Source organism: Sphingomonas psychrotolerans (assembly GCF_002796605.1).
GTDB lineage: Bacteria > Pseudomonadota > Alphaproteobacteria > Sphingomonadales > Sphingomonadaceae > Sphingomonas > Sphingomonas psychrotolerans.
In genome coordinates this window covers 107,246-119,740 of record NZ_CP024923.1, presented here as the reverse complement: position 1 = coordinate 119,740, position 12,495 = coordinate 107,246, and the positions used below count along the sequence as shown (strand labels likewise).

The window sequence follows — 12,495 nt, the reverse complement described above, 5'->3', positions numbered from 1 at the left end:
TATGTTATCGGCATTGCGTCGATTGCATCGGGAAACAACCGCGCCGGGTGTTTGTTGGAACGCTTTCACCGGAGACAGGCGGATGGGGCAGCACGAACTCGAGCTCTGGGCAGGGCCGGAATGCACGGTGAACCGTGTCGGCGACGCGTTCGGGGATCAGTTCGAACGGTGCGGACACACCCGGCGGCTCGAAGATCTCGACCTGTTCGCCGGCCTCGGGATCAAGGCGATCCGCTATCCGGTGCTGTGGGAGCGGATCGCGCCCGAACGGCCGGACGTCTGCGACTGGCGCTGGGTCGATCCGCGGATGCATCGGCTGCGCGAACTCGGGATCGACGTGATCGCCGGGCTCGTCCATCACGGGAGCGGGCCGGCTTATACCAATCTGCTCGACGACGAGGGTTTCGCTCCCGGCCTGGCCGAGCATGCCCGCCGCGTTGCCGAGCGTTACGACTGGGTCGACCGCTACACTCCGGTCAACGAACCCCTCACCACCGCCCGCTTCTCCGCGCTCTACGGCCATTGGTATCCGCACGCCTGCGACGAGCGCTCTTTCTGGCGCGCATTGCTCAACCAGATCGACGGCGTGCGGCTGTCGATGGCGGCGATACGATCTGTCAATCCGGGCGCGAAACTGGTCCAGACCGATGATCTCGGTCGCACCTTCGCCACCGGCGAAGTCCGCGGACAGGCGGCGTTCGACAATATCCGCCGCTGGGCCGGCTGGGATCTGCTGTGCGGGCGGGTGACGCTCGAACATCCGCTCTGGGATCACATCGCGGCGTTCGGGCTCGCCGGGCGGCTCGACGCGATCGCCTCGGCCCCCTGCCCGCCCGACGTGATCGGCCTGAACCATTATCTGACCAGCGACCGCTTCCTCGACCACCGGCTGCATCGCTATCCGCCGCACCTTCATGGCGGCAACGGACGCCAGCATTATGCCGATGTCGAAGCGATCCGCGTGCTCGAGCCGGCGCCGCCGGGCCTGGAGGGTGTGCTGCGCGAGACCTGGGCGCGCTATGGAATCCCAATCGCGGTGACCGAAGTCCATAACGGCTGCACCCGCGAGGAGCAGATGCGCTGGATCGCGGAAGCATGGGACACCGCAGCCCGCCTCCGCCGCGAAGGCGTGGATGTACGAGCGATCACGATCTGGTCGCTACTAGGGAGTTGCGGCTGGAATACGTTGCTCACGGCGCGCGGACTCTATGAGTCCGGCGTGTTCGACGTGAGCGGCGACAAGCCGCGGGCGACCGCGCTGGCGGCGCTGATGCGCGGCCTGCCTGACGGTGAGTCGCGCCCCCCGGCGGCGCAAGGTGCTGGTTGGTGGCGTCGACCGATCCGACTGCTCTATCCAACCGTGCATTGCCCTGCCCTACGCGAGGCGCACGAACACGGCGAGGACGCACCGCCAGTATCCGCCCCCCTCCTGATCCTCGGCGCCACCGGTACCTTGGGGCAGGCGTTCGCGCGCGCTTGCGCGCATCGTAATATCGCGCATGTCCTCACCAGCCGCCACGAAATCGACCTCTGCGATCCGGACAGCATCGCCCGCACCCTCGATCAGCATGCGCCATGGGCAGTGATCAATGCCGCGGGCTGGGTTCGGGTGGACGAAGCCGAGGCCGAAGCGCATGCGTGTCACGAAGCCAATGCCGAGGGTGCGATCCGGCTTGGCGCCGCAGCGGGCAGCCGCGGCATTCCAACGCTCAATTTCTCGAGCGACCTCGTATTCGATGGCCGCGCCGCGGCGCCCTATGTCGAAACCGACGCTCCGGCACCGCTCGGGGTCTACGGCCAGAGCAAGCTCGATATGGAAGAAGGCCTTGCGTCGTTGCCCGGCCGGCATCTCGTGATCCGGACCGCAGCGTTCTTCTCTCCGTTCGACAGGCACAATTTCGCCGTCGCAGTCGCCTCCACTCTCGCGCGAGGCGAATGCTACCGTGCGGCGCGCGACCTGGTGGTGAGTCCGACCTATGTGCCGCACCTCGTCGACACTGCGCTCGATCTTCTGATCGATGGCGAAACGGGCCTATGGCACCTGACGAACGGCACTGCCGTGTCGTGGGCAGACTTCGCCATGATGATCGCCGACAAGCTCCATCTGCAGGCCAATTTGATCCAGCCGGTTCTAGCGGAGGATTTCGACTTGCGCGCTCCGCGCCCGGCGTTCGTGCCCCTCGCCACGACAAGGGGTGCGGGGCTGCCGCCACTCGATACCGCAATCGCTCAATTTGCATCGAGCTACATGCACGGGTCGGTGAAAGAGAATTCGGAAGCCGCGTGAAGCGGGATGGACCCTGCTGCGAGAGTCAACGCAAGCGAGCAGCGAGGAAGTCGACGAACGCTCGCACCCGCGCTGGTATACTCGCGCCGCCGACGAACACAGCATGGATCTGCTCGACATCGCCGGGATTGAACGACTCAAGGATCGGCACGAGCTGGCCGCTGGCGATCTCCGCGGCCACGCTGAAGCTGCCGACCCGCGCGATCCCCACACCCCCCGCCGCGAGTTGGCCCAAGGTCTCGCCATTATTCGCTTCGATGCTCCCCTTCACCGACAAGGCGAAGTCACGGCCGTCGCGGCGGAACGGCCAGACCGGCTCGGCGCGGCGAAAGTTGAAGTTGAGGCAATTGAAGCGATGCAGATCTTCGGGCATCTGCGGCGTGCCATGCGCCGCAAGATGGTCCGGAGAGGCGACGATCACGCGCCCGGTCTCGCCGAGCTTACGCGCGGTGAGCATGCTGTCGGCGAGCGGTCCGAAGCGGATCGCCACATCCGCCTGTCCGGCCGCGACATTCACCAGCGTGTCGGTCAGCGCGATGTCGATCAGGATATGCGGGTAGAGCGCGGCGAACTCCCCGAGCAACGGCACCACGCACAGGCGGCCATGCGAAAGCGCGGCGCTGATCCGCAGCCGCCCCCGCGGAGCCCCCTGATCGGCGATCTGGTGCTCGGCATCGTCGAGATCGGCGAGAATCCGACGCGCGCTCTGAAGATAGGCTTGCCCTTCCGCGGTCAGCGATAGCGCCCGGGTCGAACGCAGCAGCAGGCGCACGCCCAGTCGCGCCTCGATCCGGTCGATCGCGCGGCTGACTGCCGACGGGCTCAGATCGAGCACCCTTCCGGCGGCGGAAAAGCTGCCCTGCTCGACGACGACGACGAACAGCGCCAGCGCCCGCGCCCGGTCTGCCCCGCCTGCCATCTTTGAATTCATCGCAAAAATCCTCCGCGTTCGCTGGCGGTACTGCAGCGGACCCGCGGGGTCCATCTATGCACCGGCATAGCAAGGGAAGGTCGCATCATGGAATATCGGCAACTCGGATCCTCAGGGCTGCGCGTGCCGGCGCTGAGCTTCGGCACCGGCACCTTTGGCGGCCAGGGACCATTGTTCAGCGCCTGGGGACAAAGCGACGCGACCGAGGCGCGTCGATTGATCGACGTTTCGCTCGATGCCGGTGTGACCCTTTTCGACACTGCCGACGTCTATTCGGGCGGCGCTTCGGAGGAGATCCTCGGCGAAGCCGTGCGCGGGCGCCGTGACGCGGTGCTGATCTCGACCAAAACCGGCCTGCCGATGGGCGATGGGCCGCAGGACTGGGGCGTGTCGCGGGCGCGGCTGCTTCGTGCGGTCGATGACTCACTGCGCCGGCTCGGCACGGATTACATCGACATCCTCCAGCTCCACGCATTCGACGCATCGACTTCGGTCGAGGAACTGATGGGCACGCTCGACCGGCTGATCGCCGCGGGCAAGATCCGCTATGCCGGCGTGTCGAACTATCCAGGCTGGCAGTTGATGAAGGCGCAGGCCGCCGCCGAGCGCCACGGCTGGCAACGCCTCGTCGCGCACCAGGTCTATTATTCGCTGATCGGCCGCGCTTATGAGGCCGACCTGATGCCGCTTGGGGCCGATCAGGGCGTGGGAGCGCTGGTCTGGAGTCCGCTCGGCTGGGGCCGGCTGACAGGCAAGATCGGCCGCGACCGTCCCGTCCCGCAAGGCAGCCGGCTGCATGAGACCGAGCAATTCGCACCCCCGGTCGAAGCCGAGCACCTCTACCGCGTCGTCGACGCATTGGAGGAGATCGCCGCCGAGATCGGCAAGACCGTCCCCCAGATCGCGATCAACTGGCTGCTCCGGCGGCCGACCGTCTCCTCGGTGATCATCGGCGCGCGCAACGAGGAGCAGCTTCGGCAAAATCTCGGCGCGGTCGGCTGGTCCCTGACGCTGGAGCAGGTCGCCATTCTCGACGCGGCGAGCGACGTGCTGCCGCCCTACCCCCACACCCCTTATCGCCAGCAGGAAGGCTTTGCCCGCCTCGCTCCGTCGCTGGTCTGAGGAAACCGACATGAAGCTCAATCCAGGACTGATCGCGCTTTCGATCGGGGCATTCGGCATCGGCGTGACCGAATTCGCGCCGATGGGACTGCTCCCAGTGATCGCCAACGACCTTGGCGTCTCGATTCCGGCCGCAGGATTGCTGATCAGTGCCTATGCTTTGGGCGTGCTCATCGGCGCGCCTTTGGTGACGCTCACCACCGGGCAGGTGCCGCGTCGGACCTTGCTGATCGGCCTTGCCGGTATCTTCACCGCAGGCAATTTGCTGGCAGCGATTTCCGATAGCTACGGCATGTTGCTGGCCGCCCGGATCCTCACTTCGTTCAACCATGGCGCCTTTTTCGGCGTCGGCTCGATCGTGGCCGCGGGCCTCGTGCCGCCGGAGCGCCGGGCCGGCGCGGTCGCCGCCATGTTCATGGGGCTGACAATCGCCAATGTCGTCGGCGTGCCGCTGGCGACCTGGGCGGGAGAGCATCTCGGCTGGCGCGCTTCCTTTTGGGGAATTGCCGCGCTGGGCGTGGCGACCATGGCGTCGTTGCGCCTGACGCTGCCCGCGCTGCCCGCGCCGGCAGGCGGCAACGCCTTGGCGGAACTGCGGGTGCTGACTCGTGGCAAGGTGCTCGGCGCGCTCGCGCTGACCGTGGCTGGATCGAGCGCGATGTTCACGGTCTTCACCTATATCGCGCCGATCCTGCGCGAGGCGACGCATGCCTCGCTCGGCTTCGTCACGGCGATGCTGGTCACCTATGGCGCGGGACTCACCGTCGGCAATTGGCTGGGCGGAAGGTTCGCCGATCGCTCGGTCGATCGCACGCTGATCGTGACTTTGGCTTCTCTCTCCGTGATCCTCGCCGCCTTCGCTTTGCTCATGCCCTATGCCGGGCCGACCGCGGTGTTGATCTTCCTGTGGGGTGTGGCGAGCTTCGCATTGGTCCCGCCACTGCAGGTCCGTGTGATGACAGCCGCTGCCGACGCGCCCAACCTTGCCTCGTCGGTCAATATCGGCGCCTTCAACCTCGGCAACGCCATCGGCGCGGCAATGGGCGGCGGCGTGATCGCCGCGGGCTTCGGCTATCCCACGGTGGCACTGGCGGGGGCTGCGGCGTCGTTCGTCGGGCTCGTCGCGATCCTCGCCGCCAGCCGTCAAAGGCCAACTGTCGAAGCATCGCGGTTTTGCCCCGCGCGAGGCGCCTGATCCGGGCAATCAATAACATTCACTCATAAGAGAATTAGTGTTGCGAGCCTCCCCGCTTTGCGGCATCATCTCCACATCGCGCCGAAGAGCGCGTGATGGAGAGCGAGCCTGGGGAGGGCAGCATGAACAATCGTGCGTTATGGCTGAGCGCATCGGCGCTGACATTGGCATGGTGCGGCCCGGCCGCCGCGCAGGCCACGGCACCGCAGGATGCGTCGAGCGAAACGGCAACCACGCAGACCGAAGACGAGATCGTCGTGACGGCGCAGCGGCGGGCCGAGAATTTGATGACGACGGCGATCTCGGCATCGGTACTTTCCGGCACCCAGCTGGAGAACAAGGGCGTCGCCAATGTTGACGCATTGCAGTTCGCGATGCCGAGCATTGTCGTCAACAATTTCGGACAAGGTAATGACTTCAACGTCCGCGGCATCGGCAAGGCCGAGCATAACACCCAGACGACAACGGGCGTAATCACCTATCGCGACGGCGTCCCGACCTTTCCGGGATATGTCCAGGGCGAGCCCTATTACGACGTCGCCAACATCCAGGTGCTGCGCGGCCCGCAGGGCACGATCGTCGGGCAGAATGCCACCGGCGGTGCGGTATTCGTCAACACCAATGATCCGATCATCGGCGGCGGCTTCCACGGCTATGTCAACGCGAATTACGGCAATTACAACGATGCGGGCATCCAGGGCGCGGTCAACCTGCCGCTGGGCGACACCTTCGCCGCGCGCATCGCGCTCTACAGCCAGCGCCGCGACAGCTTCTACAACATTACTGGTCCCGGTGGGGCGCCCTATCGCTTCGAGAAGGGCAAGGTCGGGGTCATGGCCGGTCGGATCAGCTTCCTGTGGAAGCCGACCGACCGGCTTTCGATCCTGTGGAAGACCGATCTCGGCCATATCGACATGGGCGCCTATCCGGCGACGCCCTTTTCACAATATTTCGAGACGCTGCCGGGCACGAGTACGCCCAATCCCAACCATCGCGACTTGTTCGACATCACCGCCAACGCTCCGATGGCGGCACGAGACGAATTCGTCCGCTCGATCCTCAAGGCCGAGTATGAGTTCGGCGGCGGAGTGAAACTCCGCACCGTATCGAGCTATCAATGGGCCAACACGATGTACCGCGCCGACCTCGACGGCACCGCTACCGGCATCAGCACCTTCTACGACACCGTCGACGAGCAGCAGATCACGCAGGAAGTGAATCTGATCTCGCCCGACAACCAGCGCTTCACGTGGCTGCTCGGCGCCTTCGGGCTGTGGAACGACTATTATTTCCGCAAGCCGTACCAGTTCATCATCGACCTGGCCTATCCGTTCAATCTGCCGGCGGCGCAGTATAAATTGCAGGGGACCAACCCGACCCGTTCGCTCGCGGCGTTCGGCCAGATCGGCTTCAATCTCACGCCGAACCTCAAGATCGAGGCAGGCGGGCGCTACACCGCGAGCCGCTCGACCAACCATGTCGATGTGCTTCAGTACGGCACTTATATCCGCACCGACCAGACGACGAAGTCGGACAATTTCTCCTACAAGGTGTCGCTCGGCTGGAAGGCGAGCGAAGACCAGTATCTCTACGCCTTCGTGGCGACGGGCTTCCGTCCGGGCGGGCTCAACGTGCCGGTGGGCCTTGGGGCTCCCGCGCCGTTCGAACCCGAGGAGGTGACCTCGTACGAAGCGGGGTGGAAGGCCAATTGGGCGGACGGCAAGATCCGCACGACGATCACCGGCTTTTACAACGACTATAAGAACTTCCAGGTCATCATCGGCTATCCGACCTTCCCGACCTTCGGGATCGAGCTCAACGTGCCCGACAGCACGAAGATTTACGGCGGGGAAGCCGAAGTCGAATTCCGCTTCGGCGGGCTCACGCTCGATGCCGGCGTCAACGTGCTGCACAGCGAGCTCGGCACCTTCTTCGCCACCGATCCGCGGGCGGCAAGCGTGCTGCCGTGCAATCCGCGGACCGGGCCGGCGAGCGTATCGTGCCTCAATCTCGCGGAGCGGCGGCAGACCTATGCGCCGAACCTCACCTTCAACATCGGCGGGCAATATGAGCACGAGCTCGGCAATGGCGACAAGATCACGCCGCGCGCCAATTTCGGCCATGTCGGCGATCAATGGGCGACTTTGTTCCAGAACCCGGCGCGCGGTGACCGGATCGAGGCGCGCAACATCCTCAACGCGCAGCTCGCCTGGCAGCACAAGACGTGGACGGTGACCGCCTATGGCACCAACCTCACCGACCAGCATTACCCGGCGGCGCTCAACAGCGGCCTCTACTTTGCGGGCCCGCCGCGTCAATATGGCGTCAAGCTGCTCAAGATCTTCTGAGTCTCCCTCTGGCCGTCGGGCGTTCTCGCCCGGCGGCCAATTTGTCCCTCGAATTCGATGGTTTCATGCAGCCCTACGGCCTGACTATAGACAAATTCCTCGATCATGCCGCCAAGTGGTTCGGGGACCGCGAAATCGTCGAGGCCGACGCGGGGCGCGTGGTGGAACGCTTCACTTATGCGGAGTTGCGTGCGCGCGGCAATCGCCTGTCGGGCGCGCTGCTTGCGCTGGGGCTGGAGTGCGGCGACCGGGTGGGCACGCTCGCGTGGAACACCCGGCATCATCTCGAAACCTATTATGCCGCGATGGGCGCGGGGCTGGTCTGCCACACGCTCAATCCGCGGCTGACCCCAGCGCATCTCGCCGCAATGATCAACGAGGCCGGGAACCGCGTGCTCGCCGTCGCGGCGGACCTGCTGCCGCTGCTGCGCGAGATCGCGCCGCATTGCCCGACGATCGAACATGTCGTCGTGCTGGATGCCCTGCCTCCGGATACGCAGCCCCTCGGGTCGCACCCTGCGCGTATCTGGGCCTATGAGGCGCTGCTCGCAGAGAAAGGCGCGCTTTGTGTATGGGGGGTGTTCGACGAGAATGCGCCGGCAGGGCTCTGCTATACGTCGGGCACAACGGGCAGCCCGAAGGGCGTGATCTACACCCACCGCTCCAACTATCTCCACACTTTGCGCGCGCTCCAGGCCGATGCGATGGCGATCACCAGCCGCGACGTGGTGCTGATCGCCGTGCCGATGTTCCACGCGAACGGCTGGGGCCTGCCCTTCGCCGGGCCGGCGGCGGGGGCGAAGCTGGTGCTGCCGGGGCGGACGCTCGACGGTGCAAGCCTCGCGGCGCTGATCCGCGACGAGGGCGTAACTTTGGCGGTGGGGGTGCAGACCATATGGCTCGGCCTTGCCGATCATCTTGATCTGGCAGGGGGCACGCTGCCGTCGCTCGAGCGCGTGCTGATCGGCGGATCGAGCTGCCCCGAAGCCTTGCTCCGCCGGCTCGAGGAGCGGCTAGCCTGCAAGGTACAGACGAGCTGGGGAATGACCGAGCTCTCGCCCACCGGGACGGTAGCGCCGCTGCACGCGCTTGGCGACAGCCGCGCCTCGGGCCGTCCGCCGATCGGCCTCGACCTCAAGCTTACCGACGCGGAGGGCAACACGCTCGATCCCCAACGCGGCATCCTCGGCCATCTCAAGGTCAAGGGCCAGAGCGTGATCGACCGCTATCATCTGGCTGACGATGATGCGCTGGATGCCGAGGGCTATTTCGACACCGGCGACCTCGCGATGCTCGACGCCGAGGGCAACCTCACCATCTGCGGGCGCGCCAAGGACCTGATCAAATCGGGCGGCGAATGGATCAACCCCACCGAGATCGAGACGATCGTCGGCGCGCATCCCGCGGTTCGCCACGTCGCGGTGATCGCGCGCGCGGACGCGAAATGGGGCGAGCGTCCGGTGCTGATCGTCGAGACCGACAAGGCGCAGGATCCGGGTACGCTGCTAGGCCTGTTGCGCGGCAAGGTGGCGGACTTCTGGATCCCCGGCGAAGTTGCTGAAATCGCCGCGATGCCGCTCGCCGCTTCGGGCAAGATCGACAAGCGACGCTTGCGCGCGGACTATGCCGAAGGGCGGATTGCGGCGAACAAGGTCGCCTGAATATACGTCATCCCGGCGCCGGGATGGCGGCATCTGCCTGATCACACCCCGCCGCCTTCGGCGGCAGCGGCGGCGAAGCCAACCCGACGTTCCAGTTCCAGGCCACACCCGCCGCCCGACGCCGGCACACCACCGCTTCATATTGCTCGTACATCCCCGGCATCAGCCCGGCCTTCGCCTGCGGCGTGTCGGCGAAGTGCATGTAGTTGCGCGCGTCGCCATAAGCAGGCCAGCCTTGGTCAGTCTTGCCGCTCTTCGCGAAGCTTGCCCAATAATCGATCATCGCATCCGACAACGGCCGATCGCTCTCGGGCACCTTGGGCCAGCGCGGCGGAGTGCCGTCGAAGGTGCCGAACACATAAGGCAGTTCGCTCGCGTGAAAGGCGTGAAGACCGCCCGCAGCCGTCGCCGGAGTGCCATGGTCGAACAGATAGAGATAGGCCGGCTGCCCGAGCGCCGTCTGCTTGCGCACCAGCCGTTCGGCGGTCCAGCCATAGAGCGCGTCGCGCGTCGTCGCGAGGATGCTCTCCTTGTAATCGGCGGCCGGATAGAGGCGCAGGAACGCGTCGGCGAAGGCGCCATAGCGCTCGCGGATCGCCTTCTCATAGTCGGCGGCGCTGCCGGGTGCCTTGGGCGCGAGCATCATCAGCGAGCGGATCTCGCCCTGGTTGAATCCGGCGAGGATCGGCACCGGCGCCTGCCTGCCCTTGTCGAACGTCGCGACCATCTGCTCGGGCAGGACGAGCCCGTCGACTACCCCGAACGGGAAGAAGCCGAGCTTCGCCGCGCCATCGGTGAGCGTCTGTCCGTCCATCCCGCGTAGCGCCACGACATCGGGCGCCTGCACGCCGGCGGCGAGCATCTGCCCCACTGCTTCTGCAGACGGCGCGCCATAAGCGCTCTTCTTCAGTTCGGGCATCGAAACCATGTATGCGCTCTGCGCGACCGCCTTGGCAAAGGTCCCGCGCGCGAGCGGCGATTGCATCAGGAACAGCACGCTGAGCCCGCCCGCGGACTCGCCGGCGATCGTCACATTCGCGGGGTCGCCGCCGAACGCCGCGATATTGTGCTTCACCCAGGCGAGCGCCGCCATCTGATCGAGCAGCCCGTAATTGCCCGAGACTTTCTGTGGCGATTCCGCACTCAGCGCCGGATGCGCCAGCCAACCAAGCACGCCAAGGCGATAATTGATCGACACCACGATCACGCCCTGCCCGGCGAGCCGCTTGCCGTCGTACATCGCTTCACGGCTCGAACCGGTGGTGAGTGCGCCCCCATGGATCCAGAAGAACACCGGCGCCCTCTTCGCATCGGCCGGCGCCCAGATATTGAGCGTCAGGCAATCCTCGCTGACCGGCAACGGTTCGGCGGGCGAATAGACCGAAAGCGTCTTGCCCTGCGGCTGGACGCAGGCGGCCCCGAATTTGGCGGCGTCGCGGACGCCTTTCCACGACTGCATCGGTGCCGGCGGGCGCCAGCGCATACCGCCCGTCGGCGGCACCGCATAAGGGATGCCCTTGAAGGTCCGGATGCTGCCGTCGAGCGTGCCCCGCACCGACCCCGACGGGGCATCGACGATCGGACCTTGAGCAAGTGCAGGAGAAGCGCCGAGCGCCAGCGCGGCGCAGGCTAGATAGTGCAGCTTCATGCGGAGACGACCTTTCCGGCGGGGCGGGTCTCGGCGCGCAGGATGCGCGCGAGCCAGAGGAAGAGCGCGATTGCGACCAGATAGAAAGGCGTGAGCGTGAACAGCGCGGTCTGGAGCGAGTGCGCCGAGCCCTGCGCCTTGAACCAGTCGCTCGCCGCGCCGACCCAGGTCGGCCCGAGGCCGAGGCCGATGAAGTTCATCACCAGCAATAGCAGCGCGCCCGAAAGCACTCGTTGATTGGGACGAACCTCTTCCTGCACCAGTGCCACCGAGGCGGAGAGATAGAAGTAATTGAAGAACATCACCACGGTGAGCAGCGCCAGCGCAAGCGGCCAGCCCGGCGCCCAGACGAATGCGACATAGAAGGGCAAAGCGACTGCCAGCGATGCCGCCGGCGCCGTCGCATAGGCAGTGCGCGAGATGCGCGTCATCCGATCGATCACGCGGCCCGACACCACCATCCCCGCGCCCATGCCGAGCGCGACCGCAAGCGCGTACCAGAGCGCGATCTGCTCGAGCGTCATGCCCTTTTCGCGGATCAGGAACAGCACCGCGAAATTGCCGAGGCCGTAAGTAACGAACTGCGTCGCGCCGCTGCCCAGCGCCGCGAGCATCAGCACCGGATGGGTGAAGAACATGGCGATCGTTGCCCAGAACGGCGCCTTCGCGATTGCCTGCACCGGCGCCGCATCGGTTGCCCCGCGCTTGGGCTCGCGGACGATGAGAGGGACGATCCCGGCGGTGACGATGCCGATCACACCGATTGCGATGAACGCGTCGCGCCAGTCGAACGCCGCGGCGATCGACGCGCCGAACGCGATACCCAGCGCCGCGCCGATCGGCGGCCCCAGATTGAAGATGCCGAATGCCGTGCCGCGCTTGCCAGGCGGGAAGGTGTCCGAGATGATCGCATAAGAAGGCGGCACGCCGCCGGCCTCGCCGAACCCCACCAGCATCCGCGCGACGACGAGTTGGGTGTAGTTGGCCGCGAACCCGCACGCCATCGTCGCGGCGCTCCAGATCGCGCAGGCGAGCGACAGCACGCCGACCCGGTGGGTCCGGTCGGCGAGCCAGCCGACGGGAATCGCGATGAAGCAATAGAAGAACGCGAAATAGAGCCCGCCGATCAGCCCGAGCTGGCCATCGGTGATGTGCAGCGAATCCTGGATCGGCTTGGCGAGGATGCCGAGCAGCTGCCGATCGAGAAAGTTCAGCACATAGACGAAGGTGAGCGCTACGAGCACGATCCAGCGGCGGCGGCCGGGGGCCTCAATTTCCACGCATCCTCTTCCTCGGCGGTTTT

The 12,495-nt window shown here is 65.9% G+C and carries 8 protein-coding genes; 5 read left to right on the top strand and 3 right to left on the bottom strand.

Annotation, left to right across the window (positions count from 1 at the left end):
- Positions 1-82 precede the first annotated feature (82 nt).
- A complete protein-coding gene (locus tag CVN68_RS00510; RefSeq protein WP_100280474.1) occupies positions 83-2,287 on the top strand; it encodes a sugar nucleotide-binding protein in 2,205 nt (734 codons plus the stop codon).
- Between the two features lie 25 nt (positions 2,288-2,312).
- On the opposite strand, the gene CVN68_RS00505 is transcribed toward CVN68_RS00510, so the two are convergent.
- Positions 2,313-3,218, bottom strand: coding sequence for a LysR family transcriptional regulator (locus CVN68_RS00505; protein ID WP_100280473.1), 906 nt, complete (start codon positions 3,216-3,218; stop codon positions 2,313-2,315).
- Positions 3,219-3,305: 87 nt separating this feature from the next.
- Here CVN68_RS00505 and CVN68_RS00500 point away from each other — a divergent pair, with 87 nt between their 5' ends.
- The 4 genes from CVN68_RS00500 (at position 3,306) to CVN68_RS00485 (ending at position 9,544) form a co-directional block, all read left to right on the top strand.
- Positions 3,306-4,340 carry an aldo/keto reductase gene (locus tag CVN68_RS00500; protein WP_100280472.1) on the top strand — a complete coding sequence of 345 codons (1,035 nt, stop codon included), beginning with the start codon at positions 3,306-3,308 and terminating at the stop codon, positions 4,338-4,340.
- A 10-nt stretch (positions 4,341-4,350) separates the two neighbouring features.
- Positions 4,351-5,535 (top strand): MFS transporter, encoded by a 1,185-nt coding sequence (locus CVN68_RS00495; protein ID WP_100280471.1) that lies wholly within the window; start codon positions 4,351-4,353, stop codon positions 5,533-5,535.
- 122 nt (positions 5,536-5,657) lie between these two features.
- Positions 5,658-7,883 (top strand): TonB-dependent receptor, encoded by a 2,226-nt coding sequence (locus CVN68_RS00490; RefSeq protein ID WP_100284125.1) that lies wholly within the window; start codon positions 5,658-5,660, stop codon positions 7,881-7,883.
- 41 nt (positions 7,884-7,924) lie between these two features.
- Entirely contained in the window at positions 7,925-9,544 is a 1,620-nt protein-coding gene (locus tag CVN68_RS00485) for an AMP-binding protein (protein WP_324870802.1), read from the top strand.
- Between the two features lie 7 nt (positions 9,545-9,551).
- Here CVN68_RS00485 and CVN68_RS00480 read toward each other — a convergent pair whose 3' ends face one another.
- A complete protein-coding gene (locus tag CVN68_RS00480) occupies positions 9,552-11,192 on the bottom strand; it encodes a carboxylesterase/lipase family protein (RefSeq protein ID WP_100280470.1) in 1,641 nt (546 codons plus the stop codon).
- Positions 11,189-12,472 carry a spinster family MFS transporter gene (locus tag CVN68_RS00475; protein WP_100280469.1) on the bottom strand — a complete coding sequence of 428 codons (1,284 nt, stop codon included), beginning with the start codon at positions 12,470-12,472 and terminating at the stop codon, positions 11,189-11,191. Before CVN68_RS00475 ends, CVN68_RS00480 begins: the two co-directional genes overlap by 4 nt.
- Positions 12,473-12,495: the final 23 nt, after the last annotated feature.

Coding starts and splice junctions, on each gene's coding strand:
- CVN68_RS00480 (WP_100280470.1), bottom strand. CDS start 11,192: ATGAAGCTGCACTATCTAGCCTGCGCCGCGCTGGCGCTCGGCGCTTCT.
- CVN68_RS00505 (WP_100280473.1), bottom strand. CDS start 3,218: ATGAATTCAAAGATGGCAGGCGGGGCAGACCGGGCGCGGGCGCTGGCG.
- CVN68_RS00510 (WP_100280474.1), top strand. CDS start 83: ATGGGGCAGCACGAACTCGAGCTCTGGGCAGGGCCGGAATGCACGGTG.
- CVN68_RS00490 (WP_100284125.1), top strand. CDS start 5,658: ATGAACAATCGTGCGTTATGGCTGAGCGCATCGGCGCTGACATTGGCA.
- CVN68_RS00495 (WP_100280471.1), top strand. CDS start 4,351: ATGAAGCTCAATCCAGGACTGATCGCGCTTTCGATCGGGGCATTCGGC.
- CVN68_RS00500 (WP_100280472.1), top strand. CDS start 3,306: ATGGAATATCGGCAACTCGGATCCTCAGGGCTGCGCGTGCCGGCGCTG.